General features: G+C 28.0%; 23 protein-coding genes. 2 read left to right on the top strand and 21 right to left on the bottom strand.

Features of this window, described 5'->3' with window-relative positions; all coding sequences use genetic code 11:
• Positions 1 to 3 precede the first annotated feature (3 nt).
• From hisF to JW646_RS17365, 10 genes are all read right to left on the bottom strand, one after another.
• The gene (gene hisF / locus JW646_RS17410; protein ID WP_228415827.1) at positions 4 to 762 is read right to left on the bottom strand and encodes an imidazole glycerol phosphate synthase subunit HisF; all 759 of its coding nucleotides are present in this window, start codon (positions 760 to 762) and stop codon (positions 4 to 6) included.
• Positions 756 to 1,466 (bottom strand): 1-(5-phosphoribosyl)-5-[(5-phosphoribosylamino)methylideneamino]imidazole-4-carboxamide isomerase, encoded by a 711-nt coding sequence (gene hisA / locus JW646_RS17405; protein WP_074916274.1) that lies wholly within the window; start codon positions 1,464 to 1,466, stop codon positions 756 to 758. Before hisA ends, hisF begins: the two co-directional genes overlap by 7 nt.
• Positions 1,463 to 2,068 carry an imidazole glycerol phosphate synthase subunit HisH gene (gene hisH / locus JW646_RS17400; protein ID WP_228415826.1) on the bottom strand — a complete coding sequence of 202 codons (606 nt, stop codon included), beginning with the start codon at positions 2,066 to 2,068 and terminating at the stop codon, positions 1,463 to 1,465. The genes hisA and hisH overlap by 4 nt, the downstream gene beginning before the upstream one ends.
• Positions 2,068 to 2,646: an imidazoleglycerol-phosphate dehydratase HisB gene (hisB, locus tag JW646_RS17395; protein ID WP_228415825.1), complete on the bottom strand. Its 579-nt coding sequence runs from the start codon at positions 2,644 to 2,646 to the stop codon at positions 2,068 to 2,070. Before hisB ends, hisH begins: the two co-directional genes overlap by 1 nt.
• An 8-nt stretch (positions 2,647 to 2,654) precedes the next feature.
• A complete protein-coding gene (gene hisC, locus JW646_RS17390; RefSeq protein ID WP_228415824.1) occupies positions 2,655 to 3,680 on the bottom strand; it encodes a histidinol-phosphate transaminase in 1,026 nt (341 codons plus the stop codon).
• Between the two features lie 23 nt (positions 3,681 to 3,703).
• Positions 3,704 to 4,339 carry an ATP phosphoribosyltransferase gene (gene hisG, locus JW646_RS17385; RefSeq protein WP_139216744.1) on the bottom strand — a complete coding sequence of 212 codons (636 nt, stop codon included), beginning with the start codon at positions 4,337 to 4,339 and terminating at the stop codon, positions 3,704 to 3,706.
• 12 nt (positions 4,340 to 4,351) lie between these two features.
• The gene (locus JW646_RS17380; protein ID WP_074916264.1) at positions 4,352 to 5,296 is read right to left on the bottom strand and encodes an ATP phosphoribosyltransferase regulatory subunit; all 945 of its coding nucleotides are present in this window, start codon (positions 5,294 to 5,296) and stop codon (positions 4,352 to 4,354) included.
• 325 nt (positions 5,297 to 5,621) lie between these two features.
• Positions 5,622 to 6,272 (bottom strand): FMN-dependent NADH-azoreductase, encoded by a 651-nt coding sequence (locus JW646_RS17375; RefSeq protein ID WP_074916262.1) that lies wholly within the window; start codon positions 6,270 to 6,272, stop codon positions 5,622 to 5,624.
• 121 nt (positions 6,273 to 6,393) lie between these two features.
• On the bottom strand, positions 6,394 to 7,431 hold the full coding sequence (locus JW646_RS17370; RefSeq protein ID WP_074916260.1) for a Fic family protein: 1,038 nt from the start codon (positions 7,429 to 7,431) through the stop codon (positions 6,394 to 6,396).
• Between the two features lie 206 nt (positions 7,432 to 7,637).
• Positions 7,638 to 8,123: an FAD-dependent oxidoreductase gene (locus JW646_RS17365; protein ID WP_228415823.1), complete on the bottom strand. Its 486-nt coding sequence runs from the start codon at positions 8,121 to 8,123 to the stop codon at positions 7,638 to 7,640.
• A gap of 9 nt (positions 8,124 to 8,132) precedes the next feature.
• On the opposite strand from JW646_RS17365, the gene JW646_RS17360 reads away from it, so the two are divergent.
• The gene (locus JW646_RS17360; RefSeq protein WP_228415822.1) at positions 8,133 to 8,444 is read left to right on the top strand and encodes a helix-turn-helix domain-containing protein; all 312 of its coding nucleotides are present in this window, start codon (positions 8,133 to 8,135) and stop codon (positions 8,442 to 8,444) included.
• 67 nt (positions 8,445 to 8,511) lie between these two features.
• Here JW646_RS17360 and JW646_RS17355 read toward each other — a convergent pair whose 3' ends face one another.
• The 3 genes from JW646_RS17355 to JW646_RS17345 all read right to left on the bottom strand — a co-directional run bounded on the left by JW646_RS17355 (position 8,512) and on the right by JW646_RS17345 (position 10,254).
• On the bottom strand, positions 8,512 to 9,345 hold the full coding sequence (locus JW646_RS17355; RefSeq protein WP_228415821.1) for an N-acetylmuramoyl-L-alanine amidase: 834 nt from the start codon (positions 9,343 to 9,345) through the stop codon (positions 8,512 to 8,514).
• Positions 9,346 to 9,433: 88 nt separating this feature from the next.
• The gene (locus tag JW646_RS17350; RefSeq protein WP_331478036.1) at positions 9,434 to 9,850 is read right to left on the bottom strand and encodes a phage holin family protein; all 417 of its coding nucleotides are present in this window, start codon (positions 9,848 to 9,850) and stop codon (positions 9,434 to 9,436) included.
• A 137-nt stretch (positions 9,851 to 9,987) separates the two neighbouring features.
• Positions 9,988 to 10,254 carry a hypothetical protein gene (locus JW646_RS17345; protein WP_228415820.1) on the bottom strand — a complete coding sequence of 89 codons (267 nt, stop codon included), beginning with the start codon at positions 10,252 to 10,254 and terminating at the stop codon, positions 9,988 to 9,990.
• 75 nt (positions 10,255 to 10,329) lie between these two features.
• Here JW646_RS17345 and JW646_RS17340 point away from each other — a divergent pair, with 75 nt between their 5' ends.
• The gene (locus tag JW646_RS17340) at positions 10,330 to 10,923 is read left to right on the top strand and encodes a DUF4393 domain-containing protein (protein ID WP_228417402.1); all 594 of its coding nucleotides are present in this window, start codon (positions 10,330 to 10,332) and stop codon (positions 10,921 to 10,923) included.
• Between the two features lie 117 nt (positions 10,924 to 11,040).
• On the opposite strand, the gene JW646_RS17335 is transcribed toward JW646_RS17340, so the two are convergent.
• The 8 genes from JW646_RS17335 to JW646_RS17300 all read right to left on the bottom strand — a co-directional run bounded on the left by JW646_RS17335 (position 11,041) and on the right by JW646_RS17300 (position 18,762).
• On the bottom strand, positions 11,041 to 12,129 hold the full coding sequence (locus tag JW646_RS17335; RefSeq protein ID WP_228415819.1) for an acyltransferase family protein: 1,089 nt from the start codon (positions 12,127 to 12,129) through the stop codon (positions 11,041 to 11,043).
• A 275-nt stretch (positions 12,130 to 12,404) separates the two neighbouring features.
• A complete protein-coding gene (locus JW646_RS17330) occupies positions 12,405 to 14,330 on the bottom strand; it encodes an SGNH/GDSL hydrolase family protein (protein WP_228415818.1) in 1,926 nt (641 codons plus the stop codon).
• A complete protein-coding gene (locus JW646_RS17325) occupies positions 14,330 to 14,644 on the bottom strand; it encodes a hypothetical protein (protein ID WP_228415817.1) in 315 nt (104 codons plus the stop codon). The genes JW646_RS17330 and JW646_RS17325 overlap by 1 nt, the downstream gene beginning before the upstream one ends.
• Before the next feature lie 4 nt (positions 14,645 to 14,648).
• Entirely contained in the window at positions 14,649 to 15,266 is a 618-nt protein-coding gene (locus JW646_RS17320) for a putative phage tail protein (RefSeq protein WP_228415816.1), read from the bottom strand.
• Between the two features lie 2 nt (positions 15,267 to 15,268).
• Positions 15,269 to 16,339, bottom strand: coding sequence for a baseplate J/gp47 family protein (locus tag JW646_RS17315; protein ID WP_228415815.1), 1,071 nt, complete (start codon positions 16,337 to 16,339; stop codon positions 15,269 to 15,271).
• Positions 16,332 to 16,769: a DUF2634 domain-containing protein gene (locus JW646_RS17310; protein ID WP_228415814.1), complete on the bottom strand. Its 438-nt coding sequence runs from the start codon at positions 16,767 to 16,769 to the stop codon at positions 16,332 to 16,334. Before JW646_RS17310 ends, JW646_RS17315 begins: the two co-directional genes overlap by 8 nt.
• A gap of 1 nt (position 16,770) precedes the next feature.
• Entirely contained in the window at positions 16,771 to 17,022 is a 252-nt protein-coding gene (locus tag JW646_RS17305) for a DUF2577 family protein (protein ID WP_228415813.1), read from the bottom strand.
• A gap of 12 nt (positions 17,023 to 17,034) precedes the next feature.
• Positions 17,035 to 18,762, bottom strand: coding sequence for a C40 family peptidase (locus JW646_RS17300; protein WP_228415812.1), 1,728 nt, complete (start codon positions 18,760 to 18,762; stop codon positions 17,035 to 17,037).
• Between the last annotated feature and the right edge of the window lie 8 nt (positions 18,763 to 18,770).

The following is an 18,770-nucleotide window of genomic DNA, read 5'->3' as shown; positions in this document are numbered from 1 at the left end:
AATTTAGAGTCTCACTTCTATTCCCTCTTTTTTCATATACTCTTTCAAATCCTTAATTTTTATTTCTCCAAAGTGAAATACTGATGCAGCAAGTACGCCATCACAGTTAGCTATCTTTGTGGCTTTACAAAAGTCTTCCATTTTTCCTGCACCTCCAGAAGCTATAACAGGAACATTTACAGCATTTGTTATTTTTGATAGTAATTCTATATCATAACCTTTTTTCATTCCGTCTTCGTCAATACTGTTTACAACTATTTCACCCGCTCCCAGATTCACTCCCTCTTTTGCCCACTTAACAGCATCCAAATTAGTTTTTTCTCTTCCGCCTTTTACATATACATCCCAAGAACCTTCATTATTTTTCTTTACATCCATGGATAAAACTACACACTGATTTCCAAATTTCTCTGCAGCTTCTTTTATAAGATTTGGATTTTTTACGGCAGCTGAGTTTACAGAGACCTTATCTGCACCTTTTCTAAGTATATTAGTAAAATCATCTATTGATGAAACTCCACCACCAACACAAAAGGGTATGGATAAATTTTTTGCAACTTTTGAAACAAACTCTAGATAAGTCTTTCTTTCTTCATTTGAAGCTGTTATATCGTAAAATACAAGTTCGTCTGCACCACTATCACTATAATATTTTCCTAGAACTTCTGGAGAGTCCACATCTTCTATATCTTTAAATTTTTTCCCCTTAACTACTCTCCCATTTCTAACATCAAGACATGGTATAATTCTTTTTGTTAACATAAACTTAAAACCTCCTTTAGTTCTATTTTATTTTCATAAAGAGATTTTCCTATTATAGCTCCATATAAGTTCATCAGATTTAGTTTTTTCACATCTTCTAAAGTTGTAACTCCTCCAGATGCTATAATATTTAAATTTGTTTCCTTTGACAGTTTTTCGTAAATATGAAAGTTTGGACCAATCATCATTCCATCTTTTGATATGTCAGTATAAACTATGGTTTTCACTCCTATTTCTTCTAGTTCTTTACATAGGTTAATTGAATCTAGACTACTTACTTCTTCCCAACCTTCAATGGCAACTTTTCCATTTGTAGCATCTATAGATACTACAATTTTTTCTTTGTATTTTTTTACTAAGTTTTTCAGTAGCTCTTTATTTTTTACTGCCATGCTACCAATTATTACTCTATTAACACCCATAGCTAAAAGGTCTTCTATTCTTTTTTCATCTCTAACTCCCCCACCAATTTGTATAGGAATATTTATACTTTGTAGTATTTTTTTTATGCTGTAGTCATTTATATTGCCTTCTCCTCTTGCTCCATTTAGAGAAACAATATGAATAAATTTAGCTCCTTTTTCTTCCCATTTTTTAGCCATTTCACTTGGATCATCACCATAAATATTTACTTTGTTAAAATCACCTTGCAATAGTCTTACACATTTATTATCTTTTATGTCTATTGCTGGAAAAATTATCATCTAACAATCAACTCCTTATAAGCCTTTAATATGTTTTCGCCCACTTCACCGCTTTTTTCTGGATGAAATTGAAGGCCATATATGTTGTCTTTTCTAACTATTCCTGGGATCTTTTTTTCATATTCTGCAAATGCTATTAATTCTTTATTTGAAGAATTTGCAAAATATGAGTGTACAAAGTAAACATAAGAATCTTCATTTATATATTTTAGTATTTCATCATCTTTTTCAAATTTTAAATTATTCCAACCCATATGAGGAACTTTTAGGTCAACATCAAGAAAGTTTATATCTCCTTCAATTAAGCCTAGTCCTTCATACTCTCCATGTTCATAACTTTTTTCATAAAGTAGCTGCATACCTAAGCATATACCTATCATATGCTTTCCACTTTTTACAAAATCTTTAATAGGCTGAACTAACTCTAAATCATTTAATGAATTTATGGCATCTCTGAAAGCCCCCACACCTGGAAGAATAAGAGAGTCTGCATTTTTTATTTCATCCAAGTCTCTAGATATTTTAGTTTCAATTCCTACCCTAGCAAACCCCCTAATAACTGAACCTAAATTACCTAGACCATAGTCAACTATTATATTCATTATAAAACTCCTTTCGAAGAAGAAATATGGCCAGATACAACTTCACTTCCTTCTCTTAGTGCTCTTGCAAAAGATTTAAATACTGCCTCAATTTTATGATGGTCGTTTTCTCCATAAATAAGGTTTATATGAAGAGTTATTCTACTTTCATTTACAAAAGCTCTAAAAAATTCCTTAAACATTTGAGTAGACATATTTCCTATTCTTTCACTTTTGAAATTTACATTAAAAACTAAATATGGTCTATTACTTATATCTAAACTTGTATATGCCAAGGATTCATCCATAGGTATATATACAGTGGAATATCTTTTAATTCCTATTTTTTCTCCAAGGGCATCTTTAAATGATTGACCTAAACAAATTCCCAAATCCTCAATAGTATGATGATCATCCACCTGTAAATCTCCTCTACATTTTACAGTTACATCGAACTTGCTATGAAAAGTAAACAAGGTTAACATATGGTCTAAAAATCCTATTCCTGTGTCTATCTCGGCTTTTCCGCTACCATCAAGATTTATCTTTACTTCAACCTTTGTTTCCAATGTATTTCTTTCTACAAAACCCTTTCTCATATTTCCTCCTAAACAAACTTTTTCATAGCTTTAATAAATTCATTGTTTTCATCCACAGTTCCTATAGTAACTCTGTAGTGATTATCTAATTTCCCACCAAATTTTCTAATTAACACATCTTCTCTTATTAATTTATCTTCTAAATTTTTTATATTACTGTGAAAGAAAAGAAAGTTAGCTCCTGATGGAAATACTTTTATATTCATATCTAAAAGAGATTTATACACTTTTTCTCTTTCTTTTTTTATTCCTTTTACATAGGCTATCATTTTATCTTTTTCTTCTAATGCCTTTGTTGCTAAAAAAGCTGATATGGAATTTAAGTTATAAGACGGTCTTACTTTTTCCACAGTATTTACAAGCTCCTCACAAGCTATTAAATAACCTGTTCTAATTCCTGCCATGGAAAATGCTTTAGATAGGGTTTTAACTACTATAAGATTTTTATAGTTTTCAATTTCTTCCACTACACTTTCATCTCCAAACTCCATGTATGCTTCGTCAACTATGACAATGTTGTCTGTAGATTTTATTATTCTAATTACATCATCTTTTTTTATCATACTTCCTGTTGGATTGTTTGGATTACATATTATAGTTACTTTAGGGTCTTTTTCTTTTATAAGGTCTATAACTTTATCAGTATTTATTACAAAATCATCATCAGACGTAGCTCCTATGTACTTAGTATCAAAGATTTTTGCATAGATACAATACATGGCGAAACTTGGGTCTAAGCTTAAGATTAATTCGTCTCTATCAACAAATGTTTTTATGCATAAATCCAGTAACTCACTAGAACCATTACCCACACATATATTTGAAGTTTTGCATCCAACATAGTTACATATTGCCTTTTTCAAATCAATGTAAGAATCATCGGGGTAAACATTTAGATAAAACTCTTCTCCCAATTGTTTTACTAAATCTTTAAATAAACCTTTACTTCCTTCATTTGCATCTAATTTTACTGAACATACTATTGGATTTACTACGTATGGTTGTAACTCCTTTACACTTTGTTTTTCTTTCATAACTAACACCCCTTTTAATATTTTTATTTATCTAAAGTTGAAGCAAATTTATTTACAATTTCTTCAATCTTATTTTTATTAAATTTATAACTTACTCTATTGGCTATTATTCTGGAACTTATGTTGCACATATCTTCCACAATTTCTAAACCATTTGCTTTTAAGGTATTACCCGTTTCTACTAAGTCAACAATAACATCTGATAGCCCTACTATGGGTGCAAGCTCTACAGATCCATTAAGTTTTATAATTTCTATTTTTTGTCCCCTAGATTTAAAATAATTTCTTGCAATTGTTGGATATTTTGTTGCAACTTTTAAAATTTCTTCTTTTGCATAATTGTTTTTACCTTTTACTCCTGCCACAGAAAACTTACATTTTCCAAATCCCAAATCAAGTAGTTCATATACTTCATTGTCATTTTCATTTTCCAAAATAGTGTCTTTTCCTACTATCCCAAGATCTGCCACTCCTTTTTCAACGTAAGTTACTACATCAGATGGCTTTACATGGATATAAGTTATTTTATTTTCTTCATCTTTGAAAATTAATTTTCTGCTATCTGTTTCTATACACTCTTCCATTTTTAGAATCTTCAGTCTTTTGTAAATATCTTTTTCTATTCTTCCTTTAGCTATGGCTATTACAATATTATCCACCTTCATCAACTCCTATTTTTTTGATGCTTTTATAAGTCCATCCACATCTATACAAAACCCAATAGCAGGAACTCTTCTTCCAAACTCCTGGGTAAGGGAATCGTATCTTCCTCCACTTAAAATCTCTTTGTACACATTAGCATAATAACCTTTAATCATTATTCCTTCATAATAATCAAACTTTCCTACCATAGATAAATCACAGTTTGTATATTTTTTATACTCACTATTTTTCAGTAAAATACTTATTTCTTCCAACTCTTTTAAACCTATTTTCATTAAATCATTTGTGTATAACTCTCTAGCTTTTAATATTACATCTTCCATATCTCCATTTAAGTTAAAGAGATTATATATAATTTCTTTTATTTCTTTTCTTGTGGTGAATTTTTCAATATAATCTTTTATTTCAATTTTGTTTTTTCTAAGTATTAAACTTTTTAATTTGTTTTCTTCCTGTTCCTTAAGATCTAATTCACTAAGTAGGCCATTAATGTAGTTACTATTTCCAATTTCTAAAATAAACTTTTCCCCAAATTTTTTTAGTATATCTAAGGACATATTTACTATTTCTAAGTCTGCTTTTATGGAGTTTTCACCTAAGTACTCACAGCCAAATTGTCTTATTTCCTTTATACCTTCTTTGTTTTCGTTTTTGTAAACTGTAGAGTGATAAAATAATTTAAGCACTAAATCATCTTCCCACCTAGGTATTAAGCTTTTTATAATACTTGTTGTAATATCAGGTCTTAATACTAAAATCTTGTCACTAACTATCTTCACCATAGATTTTGTGGGAGTTCTCTTATTTATGGCAATAAAGTTGTCGTAATCCTCAAATATACTTGGTTTTATTTGAATATAATTATTTTTTACAAATATAGATTCTATTTCTTTTGTAAATTCATATCTTTTCTTCGAATAATTTAATTCGTTTTCTATGCTTAAATACTTCATATTTCCTCCTTATTAATTATTTAAAAATAGTTCCTTACATGTAAAAAAACCATATAGGCTATGCCTATATGGTTTACAAGTTTCATATACCATCATAGATACAAGCCCATTTACTGTACTTAAAACAGGGCTTGTATCTATGAAAAATTTCATAATTACAATCCCTTGGATCTATGATGATGATAATATAATGTTGTATTTAATTTACTATTAAGTTTTTCATTTATAATATACATCATACTTACCTCCAAAGAATTTATTTTAATTTATTAACACTAATGATAATCTACTTTGTATACATTATCAATAATTTTTTTAATTTTAATTAGTATTTTAATGATTTAATTACTTTATCAATTTGGTTACTAGCTTTATCCATGGAAATTAGCCTTTCTTTTTCTGTAGTTCCAGTACCATCAACCAATATTTCTTTTGTCTTTTTTATCCCCATAAATTTAGAAATATATTTTATGTAACTAACTCCACGATTTAATATGGGTTTTGTGTATACAGGTATTTTCCCACCGCTTGATTGAACATATACTAAGCTTCTATCAAAATCATTTAATTTCCCCTTTGGTTTTTTATTCTCAAACTTAATAGTTTTTTTGTCTTGAATTACACAGTCAAAATATTGTTTAAGTTGTGGTGGAAAAGATGAACACCACATTGGTGCTGAAATAACATATACTCTAGCTTTCATAAATTGGTCACATAAATTATTAATTCTTTTTATTTCTTTTTGGGCATGGTCATCTAATTGTTTTAGAACTTCATTTTCAACTAAAGCGCTACGCCCTGCAAAATATTCATATTCTAGTCTTGGTATATGATCTTTATACAAATCTACTTCTTCCACATCAAAATCGGGATTTTTGTCTATAAACTTTTCTATAAAAAGTCTAGCTACTGTTTTACTTGATGACAATTCTTCTGGTTTTGAATTGCAACTAATATATAATAATGTTTTTCTCATAATTCACCTCTAATAAATAATTGATAATATTATATTATTTGTTAAATATTAGAATCTATTCTATCCGCCACTAATTATTAACTCAAAAAGGGGTACACATTTTTGTGTACCCCTTCATGGCCTATCTTTTTTTCCACTTGGCGCTTCTACCTTTTGCCACAACTTCTATTTTTCCGCTTTTTCTCAAGTTGTTAAAAACGCGATTAATAGTTGGTTCTGGAATGTCAGGACACTGATTCCTTACATCATCCTTTGTAAAATATCCCAAAGTAGAATTTATAACTTTCTCTATTCTTCTAGTTTTAGTTTCTTTTTTACTTCCAGTTAAGTTCATTTCTTCATTCAAATCTTCGTACGCAGCTAATACAAATGACAAGAAATAGTCTAGCCATTTGTTCATATTATAAGATTCTCTTTCTAAATCTCCTTGTTTAGAAAATATAGTTTTAAAATACGAGTAATTTTCATCATTATATAGATTTCCCAAACTAGTAAATCGTCCTATCTCATATCCGCTTTTGTTTAATAATAGTAGTGTCATAATTTTTGACATTGCTAAGTTATCTTCTTTAAATGGAGATATTAAGATAAAATCCATTATAAAAGAAGCAATTATTATAAGATCTTGAATTTTATTTTCTTCTAAACACTTGTAATATTTTTCACATAAACTTTCAACTTTATTGCCTATATTATTCTCTATTTCCTGGACATTATCAAAATCATCAATTGATTTTCCAAAGTCATTAAGAACTATTGCTTCATTTCTATATCTTCCACCTCTTGTTAAGGAGTATCTGTGTAAATATCCATGAAGCTCTAAAATAGTTTGAGAGCTTATTTTAATATCTTCAAAAGCACTGTTTATTGTCTTAATTACATCTCTAAATTCTACAACACTAATCTCATCTCTAGACTGTGGTGTAATTTCATTGTGAATTAATTTTACTAGATTTTCCTGCCCCCCAAGAAAACTATCAATATAAGTGTCATAAACAAATTTAAGAATAGCATCATCTGTCATTAAAGCTACCACATTTTTAGGTTGCTTCTTATAGACAATTTGCTCTCCTTTGTATTCATTTATCTTGCATAATTTTTTTACATTGTTCATATCAACTGATATATTAGCCAGCTTTGTCCCCATAGTGTATCCCATAATATCACTCCAAACCCCAATAATATACTTTGCCTATAAAATAGTCGTATTAATTTGATTTTACCATAATTTGTTACTATTTACAATTATATATATATTATTTCCCTTTCATTGACAGAATATTTTAATTATTGCCACAAATTTAACAATTCCATTTATATGTAAAAAAAGCCTTACTTGATTTTATCCAAGTAAGGCTTTCATCATTATATTAATTTATTATTATAAACACCTAACAAATCTACATCTTTTACTCTTTTTTCTATTTCATTTTTATCTATTGTATAAAGTCCAAGTTCTTTCATTCTGTTGAAGTAAATACTTCCTGCAAAGGTAAATCTCATCTTTGCGCCTTCCCTCTTATGCATTTCTTCATTAGAATAAGATATAAAGTCTCCTATTGACAAACTACTTGGTAATTGTAAATAGCCCTTATTTGTTAAATATCTTACAGCATTATGTCCAGCTAAAGATCCTGTACAAATAGCTTCTGTGTGACCTACATAAAATCCTGATTTTTCTCCTCCAACAAATAAATTTTTCATTCCTTCCGCTCTCATATAATTATCTCTTGGAGATACTGCCATATATCTAATAGAATTTCCTTTGCCTCCACTATAAGGGTCAACTATACATGCAGTTTCAAATCCTGGCACACTTCTTAATTTTTCTAAGTCAAAAAATGGTGTCATTAATTTGGCATGAGCAGTGTTAACAGTATTGCGACACTTGAACCAATATGTTTTAAATTATATGGTGATAAAACTTATCGTTTATATAATTATAATGAAAATGACACACTTTCTCAACTTATAGAAAAGTATAAATCAAATCATAATCTATCATATGAAGAAGTCGGAAGTCTTGTCGGTTGCTCTGCTAGTCATTTATGGCTAATTGAACATAAAAATAAAGACTATGCTAAATCAAAGGATTTAATTAAGAGAATACTTAATTTAATAAAAAAGGATTTCACTTCATATAGTAAGCAATCTAATTTATTTACTATATAAACAATATTCAATCTAAGTAAATCTAAGTGCTAGAGTAATTAAATTCACTTTAGCACTTTTTTCATTTCTATACCTTTTCTATATAATCACAACATAAATAACCTACTTTACCTTTAAAGTCCCAAGTGCTACCCCAGTTATCTTTTACATATCCTATAGTAAAGATAGTACCTTTTGGAATAGTCATAATTATGTGGTGATTAGTTCCTCTTCCTGTTCTAAGATTAACATTAGCTGTAGCCTTTACTTTACAGTTATAATCCCCATTTTCCCAAGTGTCCTTTGGTGGAGTTGTAGCTGAAGTCCCAGGAACTTTTGTTACTTCACCTTTTCCATTTGTACAGTTTTTTATATTTGGTACTTTTATTTTCTCTGCTTTAAGATTATAAGCATCTAGCTTGAATTGTTCCATCTTCTTTGGATTACGGACCATATACTTTGGACACTCCTTGTAACTCTTGCCTACAACATCTGTATGAGTTATTATGTCTTTCTTACAATCTAATCCTTTATATTGACATAACCAAGCACATAAATAGACCATAGCCTTATATGTTTCGTCTGTGTAGTGATTATCCTTTCCTGTTGTTGCTACCTCTATACCTATTGCATAACTATTTGCACTATTTGTTGCATAACATCTTTCTGTTGTTGGAATTAATTGATATGTAGTTCCATCAAGGTCTATGACATAATGAGCACTTGCATAAACATATTTTCCATTTACTTTATATCCATTTGCAACAACATTATTGAAATAACTTACTGTATTTTTACCAGGAACATCTGCTTTACCAGTATAATGTATTGCTATTTTTGTAGGTTTTAAATAAGTTCCTGGTCTTCCGTATTTATTTCTCTTTTGCCATTTATTTATTACTTTTGGTTTTGATATACTCATAATTATTTACCTTCCTTTTATTATGTATTTTATAAAAATAAAAGATGCCTTCATCATGATCTGAAAGACATCTTTAATAAATTATCTATTACTTTACTTCATTATATTTTTTATTGCCTTCTTTTAATTGAGCTAATGCATCTACTAATTTTTCTGGAACTGGTAAACCTATAGCAGCAACATTTTCTAAAATACTTGCACCTTCATTAGAAGTATACCAGAAACACACTAATGTTCTAAATATCCACCCTTGGCCGATTAATCTATCTATCAAGACTGATAATATTATGACATAAAAAATAGTTAACTTTTTAGCTAACCCTCTAAATCCATACTCACTACTTAATTGTTTGTTAACATACCCTCTCGTAATTCCTGTAACATAGTCTAAAGCCATAGTTGTAACTAGTATCATTAATGATAAATCCCAAGCTCCAAACAACCATATAAATGTTGTGCCTAAAAGTGCTGACATATTGTTTATCCTTTCGCTGTAAATATTCACAACAGTTCTCCTTTCTGTGTTATAATTTATTTAGAAACTTGATATATAAAACTACTTTTCATTTTTTAAGACCTACTTGTAATAGGTCTTTTTTGCTGTATAAAAAAAGAACCTACATATGTAGATTCTCAATTCAACTATTTATAATTTCCTATAACAACCTTAATTCCAGGTAAACCAGCTAATGCTATTTTTTCTTCAATATTTATTACTGTAGGTTTATTTTTATAGAATGAAATATCTATACTATCACAATAAACTAATTTATCCTTATATGTATTTTCAATTATTATATTAAAGTCCTCATCTGATACATTTGAATTTTCGCTTCTAGTTACTAATAAATCAACTTTGTCCCCATTTTGAACCTTAAATATACCTTCTATTAAATCTCTATCCTCCATAATTAATCCCCCCCCTAATACTTATTTTTCTAAATAATTCTACATATTAGGAGGATATTCCTTCTATATTGACCTATAAAGTATAACTATGCCTATAAATTAAAACATTTAGAACCTGAAAAAATAGTTCCTCCTGAACCATATGTAGCAGTCCCTGCATTACAAGCAATATCATATTCAATGAATAATGATGAATTAAGAAATTTATATGCTAACCTGCTTTCTAAATCTATGAATAGTGATACAAAAGATAGCGTTCATCCTTCATTCGTTGAAATAATAAAGCAACTATCACCTTTAGATGCTCAAGTCTTTTATCATATTTGTAATAATAGTATAAATCCTGTGATTAATCTTAATCTTAAAACAATTCCTAATGGTGGTCTGAATTATTTAAGAAATAATATTACACTTATAAATGTAGCTCCTGTTGAATCTGTCTCCATATCAATAAATAATTTAGAAAGATTAAAGTTAATTAATATTCCTTACGGCTCTTATTATACAAATGATCAATTATATAATCCTTTCTATAACCTTGAAATTTATAAAAGTTATAAGCAATTATATAGTGAGCCTAGCAAATATGAATTATACGTAGAAAAGAGATTCATAGAAACAACAGATATAGGAAAATCATTCTACGATATATGTGTAAAAAATAATTAATTATTAAAATAGGACCTGCATTTACAGGTCCTATTTATTCACAATTGATTCAATTCATCCGTATTATATATTAAATAAAAAATAAAGATAATCATATATTAGATTATCTTTATTTTTTTAGCATATGTATTTTAAATTTTTTCTTTTTAGTAATTTTGAAATAGCTATTGAAATAATAGTAGTTAATATTAATCGTATTAAAAAAATTATTAATGCTCCAAACTCACTACCAAATACTCCAATTCCATAAATATTATATATTAAAAACAAAATTAAATAATTAAGAGTATCTGAATATAAATATATTCCAAAAGAATTATCCTTTATTATATTTGTAAGTTTATAATCCATAATTTTTGTATTAGTGATTAATAAATAAGAAACGTAATACACTATAAAGCACCCTAAAATTGTAGTTGCCCAGTTACATATTATTTTCATTGATAAATACAGTATATTTGTATCTAGAATTTTTCTGCCTATAAATGACGTAAAAATAAACATACCTAATGAGATGATAAATATAATCTTGTTTTGATTTATATATATGTTAAACTTCACTCTCACACTTTCAAATTTATATCCCATATAGAACCAAAGTATATACCTTAATGGATTACTAATTATCGGTATTGTTATTTTATAACTAATCAAATACATTGTAATAAATAATACAATTTTGAATATATCTTTTCCATTATATTTTTTTTCAATAATATATAACATGATAAAATTTAAAAATAGCGATGGTAAAAACCATAAACTTGAGTTTCCCATTAACATAAACTGTCCTAGAATTATTTCTTTTACTAATTCAATTAAATTATCATTAAAATACTGTGATATAAATTTTAATGGAACTACATAACATAAGGTAATCACAAAAAACGGAACAATTAATCTAAAAAATTTATCTTTTACTAACAAATTTAATCTTTGATATCTATTCCCTTTCATTTGAATTGAAAATAATGCTCCAGATAATGCTACAAATAACGGCATGTGAAAACTATAAATTATACGAACCATAATTTCTAGTAATTTATGAGTAATAGTGTCATTAACATTCATATTTTCCATGATACTAATATAGTCTATTCCACCATAATTTGTATTTATAGTATAATAAGTACAATGTCCTATTACTACTAAAATAACAGCAAAAACCCTTGTTAAATTGTACTCTTCAATCACTCTTTTATTCATAACTCATCTAATCCCTCTAAATATTCTATTAATAACCTAAACCTCAATATATTTTATATTACTTACGTTATATAATTGTAATTTACTTGTCTAAGTATAGCATAAAAGATATAATTTCACCATATTTTATCATATTTTCTGTAATTTACAATAAATTACGATATTTTTTAATTCGAGTTCATTTCAATTCAATAAATTTCTATTTTTAAATACATAAAAATTAACTATACTGTTTAATTATTTTTCTATAAATGTTATTAATTAAATATTGTATATTAAAATTTACTTTCTATAAAACTTGCGACTATATTCCCTATATCTATATAAGTATCTTCATTAGGATGTAAATACTTATTATCTCCATCATGACATAGTCTAGTTGTATAATTTAAAATATTAACCATAGAATTTTTTCTACTGTCTAAAACTGGGATATTATACAATTCACCTATTTTGACAATAGCATCAGAATAATCATTAAGTGTATATCCTGCACCATTTTTTATATTGTAAACATTCCCATACACAGGTTGACCATTAACATTTACATATGACCTATAAATAGGGGTTATTAATACAACCTTAGCTTTAGGGTTTTTAGAGTATATAGTTTTTATTATAGTATTCCATGCACCGTAAAAAGTATTTATACCAGTATCGTCAATAGTTCCTATTTGTCTTTCATAGCCGTAGTCATTTGTTCCACCATTCATTATTATATATTGATAATTTGCATAATCATTATTTACACATCTTTCAACTAAACTTTGGCCATCAGCAGGAGTTTTAGGAGTTACGCAAGCGCCAGAAACTGCTATCTTATCAAATCCAACACCTAATCTTCTTAAAACAACGTCTGGTATAGCAGGGTTTGCTGTTTGTCCATTTATAGTTCTGCCCCACATGATGCTATCACCATCAAATAAGAATTTTTTATTTTTAAATCTATTTGAAAAACCATTATTATGCTGTATAACTCCATCTACATATATATCTGAATTTGTGAATAATTCTAAATATGTTCCATAAGTCGAGTTTAAAGTCCATGCATGACCAATAATTGAAGTATTTTTCGTATTCATATTTTTAGTTGTGTAATCAAAAGCAACACACCATTTAATCACACTGTTTTCCCAGTCTACATAGAATGTACCTTGCTTAGATAAATCTAAATTAGAAATATCAAAAGGCATATTATTCATTAATTTTTTGCCACCTGCGACTTTATATGTACCATCACAACTGATTGTCTTATTAACAGTATCAATTCTAAACGGATAAGGTGAAAATATATAAGCATTATCACCTTCATATGTTCTCATGTCATAAGTTATTTGATATTCACCGTCGCAAATCATAATACATTTAATAAGATTATCTATATCAATATCAGTCATAACTGCATCATCAATTCTAGCAATATTCAAATAGCATTTTTTTACACTATCATTTGTGATTATCCAATCAAATTTATTTTCTTGCATCCATCCTGTGAAATTGGAAGATGCACCTATCTTTACTCCATTTTCATCTGTTGTTATTAATCCTATTTTATAGATGGAATTTAACTTATTATATAAAGTAAATTTTTTATTAGATACAGTAAAAAAATCTGAATATATTCTAGCCTTTGAACCACTCGGATTTACAGTACCATTATCATTCATTTGTCCTATTGTATAATTTATATTAATAGCTCTATTAAATCCTAATGATTGAGGACTTTTATCCCAAACATAGCCTCTTGAAGATGTTTCACTATCTAGTTTTACAGAAGTTACAGACTTGTCTTGTAAGCCAGTTGATTGATATTTAATTGTAGTTTTTTCAAATATACTTCCATTATGTCTATATAAAAATCCATCGGTTGTATTTACATAATTAACTGTTGTATCTGTCATTTCTTCAATTGAATTAGCAAATTCAGTAGTTACAGTTGATAATTTTGTAATATCATCAATATTCGCTTTAGTATTAAATTGCGTATCAATGACATCTAATCTTTCACCTAATGTTTTTTTATTTTTCCTAGCATCTATTAGTTCAGCTGCATGATCTCCAGTTGTAGAATCTGATATAATTTCATCCCATTTTTCATATACATACTCTATTCCATCTTCAAGATTATTTAAATTTCTAGCATTGATAGGAGTAGTTTCATCATCTTTCCAATTTGTTTTATTGTACATTAATCTGCTCATTATACCCCAACTCCCTCTACTACTGGTTTATATAAAGTATTATTATTTAATTTATCTTGTAATGTTTCTCCATCTTCAAATACAATCATACTTGCAAGATGTGTTTCTGGATGAGTATAATTTTCTAATGATTTTAATTTATTTTTTTCTTCATTTGTATAATCATTACTAGATAATCCTTTGCCTTCTGATTTATCTACTTTTCCAAATAAAGTTGTATCTATCTTATCAAAGTTTTCATTTATTTTTTCTATTTCAATAAAGTCATTTTCTCCAGGTTTATTTAATTTATAATTAGTTGTTTGTGTTGCCATTTTATCACCTCTTAACTCCTTGGCTTGGATATATTTCTCCAGGTATTGTTTTAGAACCAGGAATAGCAATTTTCTTATTTAATTTTTCATCACTCTTTCTTATGCTATTCCAGGTGTATTCCTTGGCATTTTTCCAAGTTTGATTTTTAATTTCCTTCCAATACATATATGTAAAGTTAAAGTCATATCCAACATGAGCAGGAATAATAGAATTAATTTGAGTTACTAAGTCTTTTATATTATCAGGCTCACCCTCTTTACTTATAAATCTTATGGTGAATTTGCCTTCATCAAACTTTTCATTTATTTCTATTTCACCATACCCATACTGGGAACATAACTCCTTTATAGCATTAAAATTAGTAATTCCTCTAAACTTCAACTTATTTTTTATTACATTTCTTCTTTCATTTATATCATTACTAATAGATTTTACACCTAAGAAACTTTCCCAAAATTCTAAGCTCCATGTAGCAGAATCAACAAATAAACTATTATAAAAATCTATAGCCTCTTTCTCTAATACTAGTCTTTCACTTTCAAATCCATTTTGAATACCTTTTATATATTCTGAATTTTGATATAAAAAAGGTAGCATAGATAATAAACGATTATTTTCCATTGCTACCCTCCATATTCTTGAGAAACAGTTATATTTAAATTTTTAAGCACAGCTACATGGTCCACTGGAATAGATACTACTACATTACTAGAACCATTAATAGTAAAGTTCGAATAATCTAATATACCTTCTATACCTAAATACTCTGAACCTAACCTATTTAATTGAATCTTATCGCTACAATTCTTTAGAAACTCAACTGTTAACTCTTGAATTTCTTCCTTGATTGATTCAATGCTATACTTTGTGTATATATTAATACTTATATTAACTTCAAATATTTCTGGATTACATACAGTAACATCAGCTAATATAGGTCTAATATCTTGTATATATTCATCACATTTTTTTAGAATAACACTAGATACAGGTTGCTTATCTTTATCACTTACAATAAGTTTTACTGTATTAGCTCCATTCCAAAGAGGTCTTACAGTTACATTTTCAATTGAATCTATTTCTTTACACCAGTTAATATAATCTTGTGAATTTCCACTTGTAGAAGGATTTTGGGCCTGCTGAAAAATTCTTTCTCTAAAGTCATCATCACTTTCAATTTCAACTCCACCAGTAAAATTATTATCATTTACTATACTTTCAACTTCTATAGTATTATTTTCAGTATCAGAAATAGTTGTATTCCATGACATATTAGCTTGAATATTATAATCTTCTCCCACATTTTCAGCTTCTACTAGTACATCTACATATTCAGATTTTATATATACTTGTCTATATACTAAAAATACTAGACCTTCATCTGTTACTATAGTTGCATTTCTAGGAATAAGTGTATTATCAGGTGCATAAACTCTCACAGTTCCTTGAGCTTTATTTCCTAGCTTTCTTTTCATTCCTAACTCTCCAGCCTTTTTATCCAAATACTCATCATAAGCATCTTCTACAAACATTACTTTTAGCATATTTTCAAATTCAATATATGTCCTTGCAAATTCTGTAGCTATAGGTGCTATCATATCATGAGTAAAACTACCTTCGCTTTTATCAACATCAGAGGTATTATTATCAAGTATTCTTTCTTTTATTACATCATAAGTTTGTGCACTATACACTTATATCTACCTCCCCGTAATAAGAGTCCACTTGAAAAGTTGCTTTAACTATTCCATTTTCATATCTTATTTCATCAAAACTAATAGAGTTTATATATGGATTAATTAATAAGCACTCTTCAATATATCTTTGTGATTCAAGTTCAATATGATCTCTTGAATAAATACTTTCACCAATCAATTCATTTATTTCACATCCATAATCCCATGAATAAATTTCATGTTCATATCTATTTATTTTTATTGCTTTATAAATCCAAATTTTTAAAGCTTCAATTCCTTCTACAAATTCAACTGTTCCATTAGAATTTATAATTGGTTTATCTTGTTCAAAATTCCATGCAACCTCTTTCAACAAAGGAAGTGCTTCCTCTATTGTCTCTATATCTTCATCTTCTTCTAATTCATCAATAAATGGGAATAAATCCATACTATATATCCACCACCTTACTTACAATTAAATATTTTTCACCTAAGCATATTAACAGTACTTTATCTTTTTCTTGTAAGTCATTAGATTCTTTTAATAATTTATCTATTAATAAATCATCGTCATAAAGTGGTAATCCTTGTGTGTTAACTTCTATAGGCGATGTTTTAAAAACTTCACCAATATAAAATGAAGGCCCTATTTTGCCTTCATCAATTATTCCTATTAAATCTGCTATTGGATTAGTTCCCATACAATCGTCTCCTTATAATACTCTTCTAGCTATTACAAATTTTTTCTTGTAATAACTACTATTTATACTTACTTTTTTAACAACATCTCCTGGTTTTGGTGCATGAATCATATATCCATCCCCAATGTATAAACCAACATGAGATACACCACTACCATGTGTATTAAAAAATACCATATCTCCTGCTTGTAAATTAGATCTACTTATCTTAGTTCCAACTTTTGATTGTTCCTTTGAAGTTCTAGGAAGATTTTTACCTGCAGCATTTTTAAAGCAATACCACATAAGTCCACTACAATCAAATCTATTTGGCCCTTGAGCACCCCAAACATACTTACAACCTAATTTACTTTTAACCATATTTATAACTTTTTGAGTTTTTCCACTTGGACTAGAACTTGAGCTACTTCCACCACCAATTATAGCCGTTCCTTTTCTACGACCAAATTTATTAGCTTCCCTAGCATTTTTCATTAATATATCAATTTTATAAACACCATTTACAATTTTAATTGCACCACCTCTATCAGTAACTGTATAAGTTTTACCATCGCAACTAGTTCCTGTACCTTGTACTTTTATTTTAGTTCCAAAAGGAATTAATTTAGGTGCTGCACAAGTTCTCTTAGAAGGGTTTAACCTTTTACCTTGTGCATCATAATATCCACCTTCCATTTTACTGTTACTTGGATAATATGCTGTAAACTGTGCTTTAACTTCTTTGCCTCCAGAACTGCCTTTACTAGACTTAGATTCACTCTCACTTGCATCAACTTCATTCATTATATTTTTAAAATCAAGTGTAAGTTCAATACTATATACTCCATTTTCCCAAGTATGTTTATCTTGATCTATATAAAATAAACCAGTTAATCCTGTAGATGAATCTTTTACATGAACTCCATACCCTGTCACACAAGAAGTGTCTCCAAATCCTTTTATACTAGCCTTTTTTTCCACGTCAGTAATAGCTTCACTTGCCTGTTCTTTTGCACTCTTACCTTCTTCTTTTTTAACTACTTTTTGGAAGCATCCACAAAGTTTCATAAGATTTTTATCTACTTTTGTATAAACAACTTTTCCATTATCATCAATAACCTTAACTTTTGTTTTTATATTACTTGCATCTTCTTCAAATTGTGATGAAATTATATTTTTCCCATTTTCAAATTTAATTTCTAATACTTTTGTTCCTTTTTCAATAACATGAAGTTTACCTTTCTTGAATGTAGTCATATATTTTTTAGAATTTTTAGCAGATGCTAAAGAATAAGCAGTCATTATAATATCATATAAAGTTGCTCCCATAAATTTCTTGTTAAATTTATAGTTTGGTGATGCTAAAGATCCCATTGAGATTTTATAATCACCACATACTTTTTTAGCAATTTCTTTAGCAGTTTTATTCTTGAAATTATATACCTCTTCATTATTTGCTAGATACATACCTTTGTCTATACAACTATAACTTATATCTGTACTATCACTAGCCCTGTTCCTTTTGACTACATATCCTCTAAATAGCTCTTTCCCATTTTCATAAAATTTAATTATGCTGAATTTAGGTATATTTATTTTAGGTATATTTTTATCATTAGCAGAAAATATAGTACTAAATTCTAGTTCCCTACCTGCTAATTGATAATCACCACTCCAAGTAACATTTTTAACTATTTGAGTAATGTCATAAGTTTCAGCTTTATTATTTACTTCTTTTGTCAATGTTAATTTTATTGTCATATCATCAC

The sequence above is a fragment of the Terrisporobacter hibernicus genome (assembly GCF_020809405.1).
Taxonomy (GTDB): Bacteria; Bacillota; Clostridia; order Peptostreptococcales; family Peptostreptococcaceae; genus Terrisporobacter; species Terrisporobacter petrolearius.
Note: the sequence above shows the minus strand (reverse complement) of the source record. Positions and strands in the feature narration are given on the sequence as shown.

Bases quoted from the DNA above. Each gene is read 5' to 3' on its own strand.
- JW646_RS17375 (WP_074916262.1), bottom strand. From the start codon at position 6,272: ATGAGAAAAACATTATTATATATTAGTTGCAATTCAAAACCAGAAGAA.
- JW646_RS17300 (WP_228415812.1), bottom strand. From the start codon at position 18,762: ATGACAATAAAATTAACATTGACAAAAGAAGTAAATAATAAAGCTGAA.
- JW646_RS17335 (WP_228415819.1), bottom strand. From the start codon at position 12,129: ATGAATAAAAGAGTGATTGAAGAGTACAATTTAACAAGGGTTTTTGCT.
- JW646_RS17320 (WP_228415816.1), bottom strand. From the start codon at position 15,266: ATGGAAAATAATCGTTTATTATCTATGCTACCTTTTTTATATCAAAAT.
- JW646_RS17345 (WP_228415820.1), bottom strand. From the start codon at position 10,254: ATGGAGGATAGAGATTTAATAGAAGGTATATTTAAGGTTCAAAATGGG.
- JW646_RS17325 (WP_228415817.1), bottom strand. From the start codon at position 14,644: ATGGCAACACAAACAACTAATTATAAATTAAATAAACCTGGAGAAAAT.
- JW646_RS17305 (WP_228415813.1), bottom strand. From the start codon at position 17,022: ATGGGAACTAATCCAATAGCAGATTTAATAGGAATAATTGATGAAGGC.
- hisA (WP_074916274.1), bottom strand. From the start codon at position 1,466: ATGATAATTTTTCCAGCAATAGACATAAAAGATAATAAATGTGTAAGA.
- hisF (WP_228415827.1), bottom strand. From the start codon at position 762: ATGTTAACAAAAAGAATTATACCATGTCTTGATGTTAGAAATGGGAGA.
- JW646_RS17355 (WP_228415821.1), bottom strand. From the start codon at position 9,345: ATGAGTATATCAAAACCAAAAGTAATAAATAAATGGCAAAAGAGAAAT.
- hisB (WP_228415825.1), bottom strand. From the start codon at position 2,646: ATGAGAAAGGGTTTTGTAGAAAGAAATACATTGGAAACAAAGGTTGAA.
- JW646_RS17380 (WP_074916264.1), bottom strand. From the start codon at position 5,296: ATGAAGTATTTAAGCATAGAAAACGAATTAAATTATTCGAAGAAAAGA.
- hisC (WP_228415824.1), bottom strand. From the start codon at position 3,680: ATGAAAGAAAAACAAAGTGTAAAGGAGTTACAACCATACGTAGTAAAT.
- JW646_RS17365 (WP_228415823.1), bottom strand. From the start codon at position 8,123: ATGACACCATTTTTTGACTTAGAAAAATTAAGAAGTGTGCCAGGATTT.
- JW646_RS17330 (WP_228415818.1), bottom strand. From the start codon at position 14,330: ATGAGCAGATTAATGTACAATAAAACAAATTGGAAAGATGATGAAACT.
- JW646_RS17370 (WP_074916260.1), bottom strand. From the start codon at position 7,431: ATGGGATACACTATGGGGACAAAGCTGGCTAATATATCAGTTGATATG.
- JW646_RS17310 (WP_228415814.1), bottom strand. From the start codon at position 16,769: ATGGATTTATTCCCATTTATTGATGAATTAGAAGAAGATGAAGATATA.
- JW646_RS17360 (WP_228415822.1), top strand. From the start codon at position 8,133: ATGAGCAGTGTTAACAGTATTGCGACACTTGAACCAATATGTTTTAAA.
- hisH (WP_228415826.1), bottom strand. From the start codon at position 2,068: ATGAATATAATAGTTGACTATGGTCTAGGTAATTTAGGTTCAGTTATT.